We start from the raw sequence: 20,391 nt of genomic DNA, 5'->3' as shown, positions 1-20,391 counted from the left end.
CCGGTCCTGCGCGTGCGCGCACCGAAGGACGTGGTGACATGCTTCGGACCGACCTGATCCGCCCGGTTCCCGAACTGCTCGGGGCCAACGCGGATCGCTTCGGCGACAGGACCGCCTACTCGGACGGTCGCCGTTCGGTCGGGCACGCCGGGCTGGAACGGCGCACGCGCCGCCTCGCCGGTCACCTCGGGCAGTTGCGGCTGCACCCCGGCGACCGCGCGATGATCTGCCTGGGAAATCGCGTCGAAATGATCGAGAGCTATTTCGGCGTGCTCCGCGCGGACGCCGTGGCGGTCCCGGTGAACCCGCGTTCCACCGACGCGGAGCTGACCCACCTGCTCGCCGACAGCGGGGCCCGGCTGGTGATCACCGACGCGGCGCGCGCCGAGCGGTTCGACCGGTTGCGCGCCGAGCGGTTCGGCGACCTGACCGTGATCGCCACCCAGGACGGCCCGCTGCCCGACGGCGTCATCGCGTTCGAGCCGCTGGCCGCCGAGGAGCCGGAGCTGCCCGCGCGCGACGGGCTCGGGCTCGACGACGTGGCCTGGATGCTCTACACCTCCGGCACGACCGGGCGCCCCAAGGGCGTGCTGTCCACGCAGCGCAGCTGCCTGTGGTCGGTGGCCGCCTGCTACGTGCCGGTGCCGGACCTGCGCGCCGAGGACCGCGTGCTGTGGCCGCTGCCGCTGTTCCACAGCCTGTCGCACATCACCTGCCTGCTGGCCGCCACGGCCGTGGGCGCGACCACGCGCATCGTGGACGGCACGTCCGCGCAGGACGTGCTCGCGGCGCTGGAGCAGGAGCGGTCGACGTTCCTGGCGGGCGTGCCGACGCTGTACCGGTACCTGGTCGACGCCGCCCGCGAGCGCGGGTTCACCGCCCCGGACCTGCGGGTGGGCCTGGTCGGCGGGGCGGTGACGACGGCGGAGCTGCTGCGCGCGTTCGAGGACACGTTCGGCGTGCCGCTGATCGACGCCTACGGCAGCACCGAGACGTGCGGGGCGATCGCGGTGAACTGGCCGACCGGGGCGCGCGTGGCGGGCTCGTGCGGGCTGCCGGTGCCGGGGCTGACGGTGCGGCTGGTGGACCCGGAGACGCTGCTGGACGTGCCCGCCGGGCGGGAGGGCGAGTTCTGGGTGTCGGGGCCGAGCGTGATGCTGGGCTACCACAACCAGCCCGAGGCGACGGCCGAGGTGCTGCGGGACGGCTGGTACCGCACGGGCGACCTGGGGCGGCGCGACGAGGCCGGGTTCTGCACGGTCACCGGGCGGATCAAGGAGATGATCATCCGGGGTGGGGAGAACGTGCACCCCGGCGAGGTCGAGGCCGTGGTGCGGGCGGTGCCGGGGGTGGCGGACGTCGCCGTCGTGGGCAAGCCGCACGACGTGCTGGGCGAGGTGCCGGTGGTGTTCGTGGTGCCGGGCGCGGGCGGGTTCGACCCGGCGGCGGTGCTGGCGGCGTGCCGGGAGGAGCTGTCGTACTTCAAGGTGCCCGAGGAGGTCTACGAGATCGAGCGGGTGCCGCGCACGGCGTCGGGCAAGACCACCCGGCACGTGCTGCTGGACCTGCCCGCCCGGTTGCGGGCGGCGTCGAGCGGGCAGTTCCAGTCGCTGCTGCGGCTGGACTGGGTGCCGAGGACGGCGCTGCCGGGTGAGGAGGTCCCGGCGAGCTGGGTGCTGGTGGACGGCGACCCGCTGGGGCTCGCGGACGGGTTGCGGGCCACGGGCGCGCGGGTGCGGGTGGGCGAGCCGGGCGCGGATGCGCTGGGCGACGGCGGATCGGACGCCGACGAGCCGGGCGCGAGCAGCGCGGGCGAACCGGGCTCGGGTGGCTCGGGTGAGCCGGGCGCGGGTGGCTCGGGCGAACCGGGCTCGGGTGAGCCGGGCGCGGCCGAACCCCCTCAGGTCGTGCTGGTCGCCGCGGTCCCCGGTGAGCGTGGTGAGGTCGCGCGGGACGTGGAGGCGCTCGCGGACGGGCTCGCGCGGCGGCTCGTCGGGTGGCTGGCCGACGAGCGGTTCGCGGGGGCGCGGTTCGTCGTGGCCACCTCGGGCGCGGTGTCGACCTCCCCCGGCGAGGACCTGCGGGAGCTGCGGGCGGCCCCGCTGTGGGGTGTGGTGCGGTCGGTGCAGGCCGCGTTCCCCGGTCGGGTGGTGGCGGCCGACCTGGACGCGTCCGGCGACGGGCGGGCGGCGGCGCTGGCTCGCGTCGTCGCGGGCGGGCACGACCAGGTGGCCGTGCGCGGCGACGTGCCGCTGGCGCCCCGGCTGGCCAGGGTGTCCGTGCCGTCCGACCCGGCCCCCGCCCCGGCGCTGGACCCGGACGGGCTGGTCGTGGTCACCGGTGGCGACTCGGCGCGCGGCGCGGCCCTCGCGCGGCACCTGGTGGCCGCGCACGGCGCGCGGCGCCTGCTGCTGGTCTCCCCCGACGGGCTGCCCGACCAGGCCGCCGCCGACCTGGAGGCCGGCTTCGCGGCGGCGGGCGCGCGGGCGGAGTCGGTGGTGTGCGACCCGGCCGACCCGGTCGCGCTGCGCGCCCTGCTCGACGCGCAGGACCGTCCGGTCACGGCCGTGGTGCACGTGCAGGGCGGGCGGGCGCTGCTGGACTCGGCGCGCGCCCTCGTCGCCCTGCACGAGCTGACCCGCCAGGCGCGACCGGCGCTGTTCGTCGTGGTCACCTCGGTGGCCGGGCTGCTGGGCTCGGCGGGCGACCCGGCGCGCGCGGCGGCCGACCAGTTCGCCGAGGCGCTGGTGCGCAGGCGCGCCGACCGGGGCCTGCCGGGGCTGGCCGTGGCCTGGGGTCCGCTGCCGGGCGAGCCCGCGCAGGCGGGCGCGGGCGCGCTGCCGATGGCCGAGGCGCTGACCCTGGTCGACGCCGCGCTCGCCGCCGACCAGGGCCCGCTGGTGGTGCTCGGGCTCGACGCGGTCGGGTCGCGGCGCGCGGTGGGCGCGGTGCCGCCGGTGCTGCACGACCTGGTCGACGGCGGTCGCGCCGCGCGGGTCGCGCCGGGCGCGGTGGCCGAGTTCACGCGCAGGCTCGCGGAGGCGGGTGGGCAGCGGGCCCGGCGCGTCGCGCTGGACCTGGTGCGCGAGCACGTCGCGGCGGCGCTCGGCCTGCCCGAGGACACTCCGGTGCGCGCCGACCAGGCGTTCCGCGACTTCGGCGTCACCTCGCTGACCGCCGTGGCGCTGCGCGACCGGATCAACGCCGCGACCGGCGCGTCCCTGCCCGCGACGGCGGTGTTCGACCACCCGACCCCGGCCGCGCTCGCCGACCACCTGGTGCGCGAGGTCACCGGCGACCGGCCGCACGTCGAGCGGGCGCGGATCGAGCGGGCGCGCGGGACCTCGCGCGCGGACGAGCCGGTGGCGATCGTCGCCATGGGGTGCAGGCTGCCCGGCGGCGTGGCCTCGCCGGAGGACCTGTGGCGGCTGGTGGACGAGGGCGTCGACGCGATCGGCCCGTTCCCGACCGACCGGGGCTGGGGCCTGGCCACCCTGCTCGACGGCTCGGACTCGCCGGGGAGGTCCTCCGTGGACCGCGGTGGTTTCCTGCCGGGCGCGGGCGACTTCGACGCCGGGTTCTTCGGCATCTCCCCGCGCGAGGCCCTGGCCATGGACCCGCAGCAGCGGTTGCTGCTGGAGGTGGTGTGGGAGACCGTGGAACGCGCCGGGATCGACCCGCGCTCGCTGCACGGCGAAGACGTCGGCGTGTTCAGCGGCCTGATGTACCACGACTACGGGACCGAACCCGGTTCCGCGCCGGAGGGCCTGGAGGGGTTCGTCAGCACCGGCAGCGCGGGCAGCGTGGTCTCCGGCCGCGTCGCCTACGCGCTCGGCCTGACCGGCCCGGCGCTGACCGTGGACACGGCGTGCTCGTCGTCGCTGGTGGCGATCCACCTGGCGGCGCAGGCGCTGCGCTCGGGCGAGTGCTCGATGGCGCTCGCGGGCGGGGTCGCGGTGATGGGGCAGCCGACGTCGTTCGTGGAGTTCTCCCGGCAGCGCGGGCTCGCCGCCGACGGGCGCTGCAAGTCGTTCTCCGACGACGCCGACGGCACGAACTGGGCCGAGGGCGTGGGCGTGCTGCTGCTGGAGCGGCTCTCGGACGCGCGCCGCGACGGGCACCCGGTGCTGGCGGTGCTGCGCGGCAGCGCGGTGAACCAGGACGGGGCCAGCAACGGGCTGACCGCGCCCAGCGGCCCGGCGCAGCAGCGGGTCATCCGGCAGGCGCTGGCGAACGCCGGGCTGCGACCGTCCGAAGTGGACGCCGTGGAGGCGCACGGCACCGGCACCACCCTGGGCGACCCGATCGAGGCGCAGGCGCTGCTCGCCACCTACGGGCAGGACCGCGAGCAGCCGCTGTGGCTGGGGTCGCTGAAGTCGAACCTCGGGCACGCGCAGGCGGCGGCGGGCGTCGCGGGCGTGATCAAGATGGTGATGGCGCTGCGGCACGGCGTCCTGCCCCGCACCCTGCACGTCGGCACGCCCTCGTCCAAGGTCGACTGGTCGGCGGGCGCGGTCGAGCTGCTGACCGAGGCCAGGCCGTGGCGCGCGAACGGGCGGCCACGCCGGGCGGGCGTGTCCTCGTTCGGGGTCAGCGGCACCAACGCGCACGTCGTGGTGGAGGAGCACCGGGAACCGGCCGCCGCGCCGGTCGACCCGGTCTCCCCCGGCCTGGCGGTCAGCGGCGGCGTCGCGCCGCTGGTGCTGTCCGGGCGCACCCGCTCCGCGCTCGCCGCGCAGGCCGCGGCCCTGCTGGGGCACCTGGCCGACGGGACCGACCCGGCGGTGCTGGGCCGCGCGCTCGCCACCACCCGCACCGCGTTCGAGCACCGGGCCGCGGTCCTCGCGCCGGACGTCGACGCCGCGCGCGCCGGGGTGCGCGCGCTCGCCGAGGACCGGCCCGCGCCGAACCTGGTCACCGGGCAGGCCGACGTGGACGGTCCGGTCGTGTTCGTCTTCCCCGGCCAGGGCGCGCAGTGGACCGGCATGGGCCGGGAGCTGCTGGAGACCTCGCCGGTGTTCGCCGCGCGGCTGCGCGAGTGCTCGGAGGCGCTGGAGCGGTGGACCGGCTGGTCCCTGCTCGACCTGCTCGCCGACGGGGCGGAGCTGGACCGGGTCGACGTGCTCCAGCCCGCCTCGTGGGCGGTGATGGTGGCGCTGGCCGCGCTGTGGGAGTCGTGCGGGGTGCGCCCGGACGCCGTGGTCGGGCACTCGCAGGGCGAGGTGGCCGCCGCGTGCGCCGCCGGGTGGCTGTCGCTGGACGACGCGGCCAGGGTGGTGGCGCTGCGCAGCCGCGCGATCGCCGAGCACCTGGCCGGGCGCGGCGGCATGATGTCCGTCGCCGCCGGGGCGGAGCGGGTGGCCGGGCTGATCGCCGACCGGCAGGGCCGGGTGTCGGTGGCCGCCGTGAACGGGCCGTCCGCGACCGTGGTGGCCGGGGCCGCCGACGCGTTGCCCGAGCTGGCCGCGCGCTGCGAGCGGGAGGGCGTGCGGGCCCGGATCATCCCGGTGGACTACGCCAGCCACACCGAGCACGTGGACGCGCTCGACGGGGTGCTGCAGGAGGTGCTGGCGGGCGTCACCGCGCAGGCCGGGCACGTGCCGTGGCTGTCCACCGTGGACGGCGAGTGGGTCGACGGCTCGGGGCTGGACGCGGACTACTGGTTCCGGAACCTGCGCGGGACCGTGCGGTTCGCCGACGCGGTGGCGGCGCTGGCGGGCTCCGGGCACCGGGTGTTCGTGGAGGTGTCCAGCCACCCGGTGCTCACCGCCGCGACCGGCGAGGTGCTGGAGGCCGCCGGGGTGCGCGACGCGCTGGTGGTCGGCTCGCTGCGGCGCGACGACGGTGGCCCCGAGCGGTTCCTCACCGGGCTCGCCGAGCTGCACGCGCGCGGCGTCCCGGTGGGGCTGGAGGCGGTGTTCGCGGGCGCGGACGGGCGGGTGGAGCTGCCGACGTACGCGTTCCAGCACGAGCGGTACTGGCTGGCGCGCGGCCCGGTGGCCGGGGACGTGTCCGGGTCGGGGCTGGTGGACGCGGCGCACCCGCTGCTCGGGGCGGTCGTGCCGCTGCCGGGCACGGGCGGGGTGCTGCTGTCCGGGCGGCTCTCGCACCGGCGGCAGCCGTGGCTGGCCGAGCACGCGGTGGCCGGGACGGTGCTGCTGCCGGGCGCGGCGATCGTGGAGCTGGCCGTGCGCGCGGGCGACGAGACCGGGTGCGGGGTGCTGCGGGAGCTGGTGATCGGGCAGCCGCTGGTGGTGCCGCCGGACGCCGAGGTGGACCTGCAGGTGCTCGTCGGCGGCCCGGACGACGGGGGCGTGCGGGACCTGCGGCTGTACTCGCGGACCGGGGCGGCGGCGGAGTGGGTCGAGCACGCGGCAGGCGCGCTCGCCCCCGGCGGCGCGGACGGCGGGGCGCGACCGGCCGGGGCGCGGACGGCCGGGGCGCGACTGGACGGGGCGCGGCCGGACGGGGCGCGGCCGGACGGGGCGCGACTGGACGGGGCGCGACTGGCCGGGCAGTGGCCACCCGCGGGCGCGGAACCCGTTGCGCTGGAAGGCTTCTACGAGAACCTGGCGGAGCTGGGCTACGAGTACGGGCCGCTGTTCCGGGGGCTCGCGGCGGCGTGGACGCGCGACGGCGAGGTGTTCGCCGAGGCCGTGCTGCCCGAGGAGGCGTTGTCCGGGAAGGCGGGGTCCGGGCAGGCGGGGTCCGGGAACGGGTTCGGCATCCACCCGGCCCTGCTGGACGGGGCGCTGCACGCGGGCAACCTGTGCGTGCCGCCCGCGCCGGGCAGGACGCTGCTGCCGTTCGCGTGGAACGAGGTGCGGCTGCACGCCACCGGGGCGACGGCGGTGCGGGTGCGCGTGCGGGCGACCGGCGAGGACTCCCTGGAACTGGAGCTGTTCGACGCCGACGGCGCGCCCGTGGCGAGCGTCGGCGGGCTGACCCTGCGACCGGCGGTCACGGGCGCGCGCCCGGCCGAGTCGCTGCACGAGGTGGAGTGGACCGAGGTCGCGGCGGGCGGTTCGTGGCCGGAGGTCGCCGACACCCGCGACTGGGAGGCCGCCGCCGACCTGCCGACCCGGTCGCGCGAGCTGGCCGCCCGCGCGCTGGAACTGGTGCAGGACCGGCTGGCGGGCGTGGACGGCGCACCGCTGCTGGTGATCACCACGGGCGCGGTGGCGGTGGCCGACGACGCCGAGGTCACCGACCCGGCCGCCGCCGCCGTCTGGGGGCTGCTGCGCTCGGCGCAGTCCGAGCACCCCGGCCGGTTCGCGCTGGTCGACGTCGACGGCGGCGCGGCGGCCGAGGTCGCCGCGCTCGTGCCCGGCGACGAGCCGCAGACCGCGCTGCGCGGCGGGCTCGTGCGGGCTCCGCGCCTGCGCCGCCTGCCCCCCGGTCTCGTGCCGCCCGCCGGGGCGCACTGGCACCTGGACGCAGTCACCACCGGCACGCTCGACGGGCTCGCGCTCGTGGCCTCGGAACCGGTCCCGCTGCGGGCCGGGGAGGTGCGGATCGAGGTCAGGGCGGCCGGGCAGAACTTCCGGGACGTGCTGGTGGCGCTGGACGGCGTCGCGGGCCAGGAGGGCATCGGCGGCGAGGGCTCCGGGATCGTGACCGAGGTCGGCCCCGAGGTGACCGGGTTCGCCGCGGGCGACCGGGTGATGGGGCTGTTCCCGCGCTCGTTCGGGCCGCTGGCCGTAGCCGACGCCCGCACGGTGGTGCGGGTGCCGCGCGGCTGGTCGTTCACCGACGCGGCGGCCGTGCCGGTCGCGTTCCTGACCGCGCTGCACGGACTCCAGGACGTCGCCGGGCTGCGGGCCGGGGAGACGGTGCTGGTGCACGCGGCGGCGGGCGGCGTCGGGCAGGCCGCCGTGCAGCTCGCCCACCACTTCGGCGCGCGCGTGCTGGCCACCGCGCACCCGGCCAAGCACAGCGTGCTGACCGCGCTGGGCGTGCCCGCCGAGCGGCTCGCCTCCAGCCGCGACCTCGGCTACGCGCGGCGGTTCGGCGACGTGGACGTGGTGCTGAACTCCCTGGTCGGCGAGCACGTCGACGCCTCGCTGCGGCTGCTGCGCGCGGGCGGCCGGTTCGTGGAGATCGGCAAGAACGACGTCCGGGACGCCGACTCGGTCGGGGACGTCCGCTACCGGGTGTTCGACCTGGGCGCGGACGCCGGGCCGGACCGGATCGGCGAGCTGCTGGAGCAGCTGGTGGGCCTGTTCGAGTCGGGCGCGCTGCGGCCACTGCCAGTGCGCACGTGGGACGTCACGCGCGCGGCCTCGGCGTTCCGCGAGATGAGCCGGGGCGGGCACACCGGCAAGATCGTCCTGACGATCCCGCGCCGCCTCGACCCCGAGGGCACGGTGCTGATCACCGGCGGCGCCGGCACGCTCGGGGCCACCGCCGCCCGCCACCTGGTCACCGCGCACGGCGCGCGGAACCTGCTGCTGGTCGGCAGGCGGGGCCCCGACGCGCCCGGCGCGAGCGAGCTGGCGGAGGAGCTGCGCGGGCTGGGCGCGGACGTGCGGGTGGCGGCGTGCGACGTCGCCGACCGGGCCGCGCTCGACGCCCTGCTCGCCTCGGTCCCGGCCGGGCGCCCGCTGACGGCGGTCGTGCACGCGGCGGGCGCGCTCGACGACGGCACGGTCACCGCGCTCACCCCGGAGCGGTTCGACGCGGTGTTCCGCCCCAAGGTGGACGCGATCGCGCACCTGGACGAGGCGACCCGTGACGCCGACCTGGCCGCGTTCGTCGTCTACTCCTCGGCGGCGGGCGTGCTCGGCAACGCGGGGCAGGGCAACTACGCGGCGGCGAACGCCGTGCTGGACGCGGTGGCCCGCACCCGGCACGCCCGCGCCCTCCCGGCGACCTCGCTGGCCTGGGGGTTGTGGAGCGACACGAGCGCGCTGACCGCGACGATGGACGGGCGCGCGGTGGACCGCACGCGGCGCGCGGGCGTGCTGGGCATGGGCAACGACGAGGCGCTGGCGGCGCTGGACGCGGGCCTGGCGTCCGGGCTGCCCGCGCTGGTGGCCGCCCGGATCGACCCGGCCGCGCTGCGCGACCCCGCGTCGGGGTCGCCGCTGCTGCGCGGGCTGGTGCGCGCCACCCGCCGCACGGCCGCCACCCGCGACCGGGACGCCGTGGGCGGGCTGGCCGGGCGGTTGGCCGGGTTGTCGGCCGCGGAGCAGGACGAGCTGCTGCTGGGCCTGGTGCGCGGCGAGGCCGCCGCCGTGCTCGGGCACGCGAGCGCCGAGCGGGTCGAGCCGCAGGTGGCGTTCCGGGACATGGGGTTCGACTCGCTCACCGCCGTGGAGCTGCGCAACCGGCTCGCGGCGGCGACCGGGCTGCGGCTGCCCGCGACGGCGACGTTCGACCACCCGACGCCGGTGCGGTTCGCCGCGCTGCTGCGGGGCGAGCTGCTGGGCGCCGTCGTGGCTCCCGGAGCCGTGACCGCCGCCGCGGCTCCCGTGACCGCCGCCGCGCCCGCCGACGAGCCGATCGCGATCGTGTCGATGGCGTGCCGGCTGCCCGGTGGGGTGGTCGACCCGGCCGGGCTGTGGGAGCTGCTCACCGGGGAGCGGGACGGGATCGTGGACTTCCCCGACGACCGGGGCTGGGACCTGGAGTCGCTCTACCACCCGGACGCCGACTCCCCCGGCACCTCCTACGTGCTGCGCGGCGGGTTCCTGGACGACGCGGGCGGGTTCGACGCCGGGTTCTTCGGCATCTCCCCGCGCGAGGCCCTGGCGATGGACCCGCAGCAGCGGGTGTTCCTGGAGACCTGCTGGGAGGCGTTCGAGCGCGCCGGGATCGACCCGGTCTCGGTGCGCGGCAGCGACACCGGGGTGTTCGCCGGGATCATCGACCAGGACTACGGGGTGCGCGCGGGCACGGCCCCCGAGGAGCTGGAGGGCTACCTGCTCACCGGCACCGCCACGTCGGTGGCGTCCGGGCGGGTGGCCTACCTGTTCGGGCTGGAGGGCCCGGCGGTCACCGTGGACACGGCGTGCTCGTCGTCGCTGGTGGCCACGCACTGGGCGGTGCAGGCGCTGCGCCGGGGCGAGTGCTCGATGGCGCTGGCGGGCGGCGCGACCGTGATGGGGCGGCCGTCGGCGTTCGTGGAGTTCTCCCGGCAGCGCGGGCTGGCGCGGGACGGGAACTGCAAGGCGTTCGGCGCGGACGCGGACGGCACCGCGTTCAGCGAGGGCGCGGGCGTGCTGCTGCTGGAGCGGCTCTCGGACGCGCGGCGGCGCGGGCACCCGGTGCTCGCGGTGATCCGGGGGTCGGCGCTGAACCAGGACGGGGCGTCGAACGGGCTGACCGCGCCCAGCGGACCGGCGCAGCAGCGGGTGATCCGGGCGGCGCTGGCCGACGCGGGCCTGCGGCCGTCGGACGTGGACGCGGTGGAGGCGCACGGCACCGGCACCGCGCTCGGCGACCCGATCGAGGCGGGCGCGCTGCTGGCGACCTACGGCGCGGACCGGGAGGGCGCGGAACCGGTGTGGCTGGGGTCGCTCAAGTCCAACACCGGGCACACGCTGGCGGCGGCGGGCGTGTCGAGCGTGATCAAGATGGTGCTGGCGCTGAACCACGGCCTGCTGCCCCGGTCGCTGCACGTGCGGGAGCCGAGCGCGGCGGTGGACTGGGAGTCGGGCGGCGTGCGCCTGCTGACGAGCGCCCGGCCGTGGCCGGAGAGCGGCAGGCCCCGGCGGGCGGGGGTGTCGTCGTTCGGGATCAGCGGCACGAACGCCCACCTGGTGCTGGAAGCCGCGCCTGCGGAGGAGGGCGCGGGGGCGCGGAGTGGGGCGGCGGCGTCTGGGCCGGACACCCGGTCGGCGCCCACCCCGGACGCCCCAGCGGGCCCCGTCCAGACCTCCGGCGTGATCCCCTGGCCGTTGTCGGCCCGCTCCGCCGACGCACTGCCCGCGCAGGCCGCGAAGCTGGCCGCCCACGTGCGGGCGCACGACGACCTCTCGCCGCTCGACGTCGGCTGGTCCCTCGCGACCACCCGCACCGCGCACCCGCACCGCGCCGTGCTCGTCGGCGGCGCCCGGGAGGCGCTGCTGTCGGCCGCCGACGCGCTCGCGGGCGGCGAGGCCAGCCAGGCCGTGCTCACCGGCTCCGCCGTCGGGTCGGGTTCGGCGAAGACCGTGTTCGTGTTCCCCGGCCAGGGCGCGCAGTGGGCGGGCATGGGCCGTGAGCTGCTGGGGTCCTCGCCGGTGTTCGCCGCGCGGCTGCGCGAGTGCGCCGACGCGCTGGCCCCGCACACCGACTGGGACCTCCTGGACGTGGTGCGCGGCGCGGAGGGCGCGCCGGGGTTCGAGCGGGTCGACGTGCTCCAGCCCACCTCGTGGGCGGTGATGGTGGCGCTGGCCGCGCTGTGGCGCTCGTGCGGGGTGGAGCCGTCCGCCGTCGTCGGGCACTCGCAGGGCGAGGTGGCCGCCGCCGTGGTCGGCGGGTACCTGGCGCTGGGCGACGCGGCGCGGCTGATCGCGCGGCGCAGCAGGGCCATCGCGCAGGAGCTGACCGGGCGCGGCGGGATGCTGTCCGTGCTCACCTCGCCCGAGCGGGTCGCCGAACTGCTGGAGCCGTGGGCCGGGAAGCTGTGGATCGCGGCGGTCAACAGCCCCGCGTCCGTCTCGGTGTCCGGTGACGCCGAGGCGCTGGGCGAGTTCGTGCGGGTGCTGGCCAAGGCCCGGATCAACCGGTGGCGGCTGCCCGGCGTGGACTTCGCCGGGCACTCCGGGCACGTCGACGGCATCGAGGCGCGGCTGCGCGAGGAGCTGGCCGACGTCACCGCCGCGGCGGGCGAAGTGCCCTGGCTGTCCACCGTGGACGGGCGGTGGGTGGAGCGCACCAGGCTGGACGCCGACTACTGGTACCGCAACCTGCGCGACGTGGTCCGCTTCGACGAGGCCGTCCGCGCGCTGGTGGACGCCGGGCACCGGGCGTTCGTGGAGGTCTCCACGCACCCGGTGCTGACCACCGCGATCGGCGAGGTCGCCGACGAGCGGCAGGACGTGCGGGTCGCCGTGGCGGGCACGCTGCGCCGCGACGACGGCGGCGCGGACCGGGTCGTGGGCGCGCTCGGCGAGGTGGCCGCCTCGGGCGTGGCGGTGGACTGGGCGGCGGTGTTCGGCGGGACCGGGGCCGCGGTGGTGGAGCTGCCGACGTACGCGTTCCGGCACGAGCGGTTCTGGCTCACCCCGTCCGGCGGCGACGTGCGCGCGGTGGGGCTGCGGCAGGCCGGGCACCCGCTGCTGGGCGCGGTGGTCAGCGTCCCGGACACCGGCGGCGTGCTGCTGACCGGGCGGCTGTCGCTGTCCGCGCAGCCGTGGCTGGCCGACCACGCGCTGTCCGGCGTGCCGCTGCTGCCGGGGACGGCGCTGGTGGAGCTGGTGGTGCGCGCGGGTGACGAGACCGGCACGCCGGTGGTGGCGGAGCTGGTGCTGGGCAGGCCGCTCGTGCTGCCGCGCACCGGGTCGGCGCAGGTGCAGGTGCTGGTGGGCGAGGAGGCGCGGGACGGGCGGCGGCCGGTCGCGGTGTACTCGCGGGCGGGCGACGACCGGCCGTGGACCGAGCACGCCTCGGGCTCGCTCGCGCCGGACGAGGACGCCGCGCCGGGAGCGGAGGGCGACGAGTGGCCGCCCGCCGGGGCCGAGCCGGTGGACCTCGGCGGCTTCTACGACGGCCTCGCCGAACGGGGCTACGACTACGGCCCGGCCTTCCGGGGCCTGGTGCGCGGCTGGGTCAGGGGCGACGAGGCGTTCGCCGAGGTCGGGCTGCCCGACGACCAGCACGGCGCGGCGGCCCGGTTCGGGCTGCACCCGGCGCTGCTGGACGCGGCCCTGCACGCGGCCTCGCTGTGCGCGGGCCACGGCCGGGGCACAGCGCTGCCGTTCACCTGGACCGGCGTGCGGCTGCACGCGGCCGGGGCGACGGCGCTGCGCGTGCGGGTGGAGGCGGACGGGCCGGAGCGGTTGTCGCTGCGGGCGAGCGATCCGGCGGGCACGCCCGTGGTGACCGTCGGGTCGCTGCTGCTGCGCGCCGCCGACGCGGACCGGCTGCGGGCGACAGCGGCGGCGACGGCGGCAGCGGCGGCGGACGACGGGCTGCACGCGCTGGAGTGGACCCCGCACCCGCTGCCCGAGGAGACGACCGGTTCCCCCGCCGTCCTGGACACCAGGGCGTGGGAGCTGCCCGAGGGCGTCGGGCGGGCCGAGGCGATCACCACGCGGGTGCTCGCCGAGCTCCAGGCCGCGCTCGACGGGACGGCGACCCTGGTCGTGGTGACGCGGGGCGCGGTGGCCGTGCACGACGACGCCGAGGTCACCGACCCGGCCGCCGCCGCGGTGTGGGGGCTGGTGCGCGCCGCGCAGGCCGAGGAACCCGGACGCGTCGCCGTGGTCGACGTCGACGACGCCTCCGAGGCCGCGCTGGACGCCGCCGCGCACGCCGCGGGCGCAGAACCGCAGCTCGCCCTGCGCGGCGGGGCGGCGTTCGCGCCGAGGCTGGTCGAGGCGTCCGGGGCGCTGGCCGTGCCGGACGGGCCGTGGCGGCTCGACAGCACCGGCCGGGGCACCCTGGAGAACCTGGCGCTCGTGCCCAACCCCGCCGCCGGGGCGCCGCTCGCGCCCGGTCAGGTGCGGATCGTGGTGCGGGCGGGCGGCCTGAACTTCCGGGACGTGCTGATCGCGCTCGACGCCTACGAGTCGGAGATCGGCACCGAGGGCGCGGGCGTGGTCGTGGAGGTCGCGCCGGACGTCACCCGCGTGGCCGTGGGCGACCGCGTGATGGGCATGATCCCCGGCTCGTTCGGGCCGCTGGCCGTGGCCGACGCCCGCACGGTGGTGCGGATGCCGCGCGGCTGGTCGTTCACCGACGCGGCGGGCGTGCCGGTCGCGTTCCTGACCGCCCTGTACGGGCTGCGCGACCTCGGCGGCCTGGCGGAGGGCGAGACCGTGCTGGTGCACGCGGCGGCGGGCGGCGTCGGCATGGCCGCCGTGCAGCTCGCCCGGCACTTCGGCGCGCGCGTGCTGGGCACCGCGCACCCGGCCAAGCACGCCGCGCTGGACCTGCCCGCCGACCACCTGGCCTCCAGCCGGGACCTCGCCTACGCGCAGCGGTTCGGCGACGTCGACGTGGTGCTGAACTCCCTGGTCGGCGAGCACGTCGACGCCTCGCTGCGGCTGCTGCGCGCGGGCGGCCGGTTCGTGGAGATGGGCCGGGCGGACCTGCGCGACGCCGACGAGGTGGCGCGCGAGCACCCCGGCCGCGCCTACCTCCCGTTCGACCTCGGCGGCGACGCCGGGCCGGACCGGATCGCCGAGCTGCTGGTGGAGCTGGTGGCCCTGTTCGAGTCGGGCGCGCTCCGCCCGCTGCCGACCCGGCGCACCGACCTGGTGCGCGCCCCCGAGGCGTTCCGGGCCATGAGCCAGGGCCGCCACGTCGGCAAGCTCGTGCTCACCCCGCCCCGCGCGCTCGACCGCGACGGCACGGTCCTGATCACCGGCGGCACGGGAACCCTCGGCGCGGCTCTGGCCCGCCACCTGGTGGACGCGCACGGCGTCCGGCACCTGCTGCTGGTCAGCCGCAGCGGCCCCGACGCGCCGGGCGCGGCCGACCTGGTCGCGGAGCTGGCCGAGCGGGGCGCGAGGGTCCGGGTGGCCGCGTGCGACGTGGCCGAGAAGGACGCGCTCACCGCGCTGCTCGCCTCGATCCCCACCGGGCGCCCGCTCACCGGCGTCGTGCACGCGGCGGGCGCGCTGGACGACGGGGTGCTCACCGCCCTGGACGCCGACCGGGTCGCGGCGGTGCTGCGCCCCAAGGCCGACGCCGCCCTGCTGCTGCACGAGGCCACCGAGGACGCCGACCTCGCGCTGTTCGCCCTGTGCTCGTCGGTGGCGGGCGTGCTGGGCAACGCGGGCCAGGCGAACTACGCCGCCGCCAACACCTACCTGGACGCGCTGGCCCAGCACCGGTCGGCCGCCGGTCTGGCCGGGCTGTCGCTGGCCTGGGGCCGGTGGGCGCAGACCAGCGCCCTCACCGCAGACCTGCCCGCGCCCGGCGGCCGCCGCGACCTGGTGCGCCCCATGGACACCGCGTCCGCGCTGCGCCTGCTCGACGCCGCGCTCCGCACCGGACGCTCGACGGTCGTCGCCGCCGAGCTGGACGTCACGGCGGCCACCGCCGCGAACCCGGTGCTGCGCGGCCTGGTCCGGCCCGCCCGGCGCGCGCTGGCCACGTCCGCGCGGGACGAGCGCGGCGTGGCGGCGGCGCTGGCCGGGCTGGGCGAGGCCGACCGGCGCCGGTTCGTGCTGGACCTGGTGCGCTCGCACGCCGCCGTCGTGCTGGGCCTGGCGGGCAAGGAGGCCGTGGACGCCGAGCGCGCGTTCACCGAGACCGGCTTCGACTCGCTCACCGCCGTGGAGCTGCGCAACCGGCTCGCCGCCGCGACCGGGCTTCGGCTGCCCTCCACGCTGGTGTTCGACCACGCCACCCCGACCGCGCTGGCCGCGCACCTGCGCGCCGAGCTGACCGGCGACGACCTGCCGCAGGCGCGGGCCGTCGCCGCCACGGCGGGGGCGCGGGACGACGACCCGGTGGTGATCGTGTCGGCGAGCTGCCGCCTCCCCGGCGGCGCGGACTCGCCCGAGGCGCTGTGGGAGCTGCTGGAGCGGGGCCGGGACGCCATCACCCCGTTCCCGCGCGACCGGGGCTGGGACCTGGAGGCGCTCTACGACGCCGACCCGGACCGGCCGGGCAAGAGCTACGTGCGCGACGGCGGGTTCCTCGCCGACGCGGCCGGGTTCGACGCCGAGTTCTTCGGCATCTCCCCGCGCGAGGCGCTGGCCACCGACCCGCAGCAGCGGCTGCTCGCCGAGACCTCCTGGGAGCTGTTCGAACGCGCGGGCATCGCCCCGACCTCGGTGCGCGGCAGCGACGTCGGCGTGTTCGCGGGCGTGATCAACCAGGAGTACGGCGTGCACAGCGGCACGACCCCCGCCGAGCTGGAGGGGTACGTGATGACCGGCTCGACCACCAGCATCGCCTCCGGCCGGGTGGCGTACCTGCTCGGGCTGACCGGGCCCGCCGTCACCGTGGACACCGCGTGCTCCTCGTCGCTGGTGGCGATCCACCTGGCGGCGCAGGCGCTGCGCTCGGGCGAGTGCTCGATGGCGATCGCGGGCGGCGCGACGGTGATCGCGAGGCCGGGCGGGTTCGTCTCGTTCTCCCGGCAGCGCGGCGCGGCCCCCGACGGGCGCTGCAAGGCGTTCGGCGACGGCGCGGACGGCATGGCGTTCGCCGAGGGCGTCGGCCTGGTGCTGCTGGAGCGGCTCTCGGACGCGCGCCGCAACGGGCACCCGGTGCTGGCGGTCGTGCGCGGCACGGCCCTGAACCAGGACGGCGCGTCCAACGGCCTGACCGCGCCGAACGGGCCCGCGCAGCAGCGGGTGATCCGGCAGGCGCTGGCCAACGCCGGGCTGTCCCCCGACGAGGTGGACGCGGTCGACGCGCACGGCACCGGCACCGCACTCGGCGACCCGATCGAGGCGCAGGCGCTGCTCGCCACCTACGGGCGGGACCGGGACCCGCGGCGACCGCTGTGGCTGGGGTCGGTGAAGTCGAACATCGGGCACACCCAGGCGGCGGCGGGCATCGCGAGCGTGCTCAAGATGGTGCTGGCGATGCAGCGGGGCGTGCTGCCCGCGACCCTGCACGCCGACACCCCGACGACGAAGGTCGACTGGTCCTCGGGCGCGGTGGCGCTGCTGTCGCGGGCGCGGCCGTGGCCGGAGACCGGGAGGCCGCGCCGGGCGGGCGTGTCCTCGTTCGGGATCTCCGGCACCAACGCGCACGTGCTGCTGGAGCAGGCCCCGCAGGACGCGCCCGCCACGCCGGTCGCCCCGCGGGGCGCCGGGCTGGTCGGGGCGGTGGCCTGGCCGGTGTCCGGGCGCACGCCCGCCGCGCTGCGCGCCCAGGCCGCCAGGCTCGGGACGCACCTGGCGGGCTCGCAGGCCGGACCCGCCGACGTGGGCTGGTCGTTGGCGGGCACGCGGACGGCGTTCGCGCAGCGGGCGGTCGTGGTGGCCGGGACGGCGGAGCAGGCCCGTGACGGGCTGGCGGCGCTGGCCGAAGGCCGCTCGTCCGCGCTCGTGACGACCGGTGAGGCCGGGGTCGACGGGCGCGTGGTGTTCGTGTTCCCCGGCCAGGGGGCGCAGTGGATCGGCATGGGGGCCGAACTGCTGGACGCGTCGCCGGTGTTCGCCGAGCGGTTGCGCGAGTGCGCGGAAGCGCTGGACCCGTTCGTGGACTTCGACCTGATCGAGGTGCTGCGCGAGCGCGGGTCGCTGGAGCGGGTCGACGTGGTGCAGCCCGCGTCGTGGGCGGTGATGGTGTCGCTGGCGGCGCTGTGGCGGTCGCTGGGCGTGGAACCGGACGCCGTTGTCGGGCACTCGCAGGGCGAGATCGCGGCGGCGGCGGTCAGCGGGGCGCTCAGCCTGCCCGACGCCGCAGCCGTGGTCGCGTTGCGCAGCAAGGCGATCGCCCAGGACCTGGCCGGGCTCGGCGGCATGATGTCCGTCGCCCTGCCCGCCGATGACGTCGACCTGAGCGGGTATCCCGGACGGCTGTGGGTCGCCGCGCTCAACGGGCCGACGTCGACCGTGGTGGCCGGTGACGTGGACGCGCTGCGCGAGCTCCACGCCCACTACGAGGGCGCCGAGGTCCGGGCCCGGATCATCCCCGTCGACTACGCCAGCCACACCGGGCACGTCGACGCCATCCGCGAGCGGCTCGCCGAGGCCTTGGCGCACGTGCGGCCGAGGGCGGGCACGATCCCGTGGCTGTCGACCGCGACCGGCGAGTGGACCACCGGTGAGGACGCCGACGGCGACTACTGGTTCCGCAACCTGCGCGGCGCGGTGGGCTTCCACTCCGCCATCACCACTCTCGCCGAGCAGGGCCACCGGGTGTTCGTGGAAGTCTCCAGCCACCCCGTGCTCACCACCGCCATCGAGGCCACGCTCGAAGGAACCGGACCCACCGCCGTCACCGGAACCCTCCGCCGCGACGACGGCGGCCCCGACCGCCTCCTCACCAGCCTCGCCACCCTGCACGTGCGCGGCGTCCACGTCGACTGGGACGCGGTCTACGCGGGCAGCGGCGCGCACCGCACGACGCTCCCCACCTACGCGTTCCAGCACGAGCGCTACTGGCTCACCGAGCCGGACGCGCCGCAGGCCGTCGCGGACGCCCCGTTCTGGGACGCCGTGGACAGCGGCGACGTGGCCGCGCTCGCCGGGTCCCTGGGCGTCGAGCCCGCCGCCCTGGAGCCGGTGCTGCCGGGGCTGACGAGCTGGCGGGCCCGCAACCGGGACGGCGCGGCCGTGGACGACTGGTCCTACCGGATCGGCTGGGAGCGGGTGGACGTGCCCGCCGCCCCGCTGTCCGGGACGTGGCTGGTCGTGGTGCCCGAGGCGCTCGCCGACGACACCTCGGTCGCCGAGGTCGCGGCGGCGCTGGCCGCGCGCGGCGCGACGCCGAGGATCGTGGCGGCGGGCCCGGACCTGGGCCCGGACCTGGGTGACGAGCCGGACGGGGTGCTGTCGCTGCTGGCGTGGGACGACCGCCCGGCCGGGGGCGGCACGCTCTCGCGCGGCGTCGTGGACGCGGTCGGGCTGGTGCGGGAGGCGGTGCGGCGCGGCTGGTCGGCCCCGCTGTGGTGCGCCACGCTCGGCGCGGTCGCCGTCGCCGACCCCGGCGAGGTGACGGCCGAGTTCGGGCCGCAGCTGTGGGGCACGGGCGTCGTGCTGGGCCTGGACCTGCCGGACACCTGGGGTGGCCTGGTCGACCTGCCCGCGCGGCCGGACGGGGTCGCGCTGGACCTGCTGTGCGCGGTGGTCGCGGGCGCGGGCGACGAGGACCAGCTGGCGGTGCGCCCGGCCGGGGTGTTCGCGCGGCGCATGACCCGACGCCCGGTCGCGTCGGCGCCCGCGTGGCGACCGCGCGGGACGGTGCTGGTCACCGGCGGCACCGGCGGCCTCGGCGGCTACGTCGCCCGGTGGGCGGCGGAGCGGGGCGCGCGGGACGTGGTGCTGCTCTCGCGCGGCGGCCCGGACGCGCCGGGCGCGGACGCCCTGGTCGCCGACATCACGGCGGCGGGAGCCCGCTGCGCGGTGCTGGCCTGCGACGTCACCGACCGGGACGCGCTGGCCGAGGTGGTCGCGAACCTGCCGGACGGGCCGCTGTCGGTGGTGCACGCCGCGGGCGTGGCGCGACCGGGACGGCCGCTGGTGGAGACCACGCCGGAGGAGTTCGCGGCCATCGGCCGGGGCAAGGTCGCGGGCGCCCGCCTGCTGGACGAGCTGCTGGGCGACCGGGAGCTGGACGCGTTCGTGCTGTTCTCCTCCGGCGCGGCGGCCTGGGGCAGCGGCGGGCAGGCCGGGTACGCGGCGGGCAACGCCTTCCTGGACGGGCTCGCGCAGCGCAGGCGCGCCCGAGGGCTCGCGGCCACCTCGGTGGCCTGGGGCGCGTGGGGCGGCGTCGGCACGGTCGACGAGGTGCTGGGCGAGCAGTGGCGGCGCGCCGGGCTGCTCACCATGGACCCGCGCCTGGCCACCCTCGCCCTCGCGCACGCCGTGGGCTCGGGCGAGGCGCACCTGCTCGTCGCGGACGTCGACTGGGCCCGCTTCGCCCCCGCCTACGCGCTGGCCAGGCCGCGCCCGCTGCTGGCGGCGCTGCCCGAGGTCGCCGACGCGCTGGCGGTCGTGGACGCGCCCGCCGACGCCGGGGGGATCGGGGCGCGGCTGGCCGGGCTGCCGCCCGCCGAGCAGGAGCGGCTGCTCACCGAGCTGGTGCAGGCGGAGGCGGCGGCCGTGCTGGGCCTGGGCGGCATCACCGGCGACCGGGCGTTCCGGGAGGTCGGGTTCGACTCGCTCACGGCCGTGGAGCTGCGCAACCGGCTCGGCGCGGCCACGGGTCTCACCCTGCCCGCGACGCTGGTGTTCGACCACCCGCGCCCGAGCGCCCTGGCCGCGCACCTGCGGTCCGCGCTGGGCCCGGCCGCCGCGCCGGTGGACTCGGTGGCGGGCGTGCTGGCCGAGCTGGACCGGCTGGAGGCGGCCATCCCGGCGCTGCCGTCGGCCGAGATCGGCCGGTCCCGGCTGGAGCTGCGGCTGCGGCGGTTGAGCGCCCGCGTCGGCGAGCTGGTCGCCGCGAACGGCGAGCGGGCGAACGGCGGGCGCGCGAACGGCGGGCGCGCGGCGGCCGACGAGCTGGACGACGCGGGGGCCGAGGACGTGCTCGCGTTCATCGACCGGGAGTTCGGGGACGCGTGAGCGGCCACACGAGCCCCGACCCCGGCCCCCACCGCGCCCCCCACCG

General features: G+C 78.0%; 1 protein-coding gene. It reads left to right on the top strand.

Going from position 1 to position 20,391, the window contains the following annotated elements; translation table 11 throughout:
- Positions 1-38 precede the first annotated feature (38 nt).
- The gene (locus AMIR_RS41950) at positions 39-20,345 is read left to right on the top strand and encodes a type I polyketide synthase (protein WP_015802088.1); all 20,307 of its coding nucleotides are present in this window, start codon (positions 39-41) and stop codon (positions 20,343-20,345) included.
- Positions 20,346-20,391: the final 46 nt, after the last annotated feature.

Source organism: Actinosynnema mirum DSM 43827 (assembly GCF_000023245.1).
In the GTDB taxonomy this organism is placed as follows: domain Bacteria; phylum Actinomycetota; class Actinomycetes; order Mycobacteriales; family Pseudonocardiaceae; genus Actinosynnema; species Actinosynnema mirum.
The sequence above is the reverse complement of the archived record's forward strand: the minus strand, read 5'-3'. Positions and strand labels throughout refer to the sequence as shown.

Coding starts and splice junctions, on each gene's coding strand:
- AMIR_RS41950 (WP_015802088.1), top strand. CDS start 39: ATGCTTCGGACCGACCTGATCCGCCCGGTTCCCGAACTGCTCGGGGCC.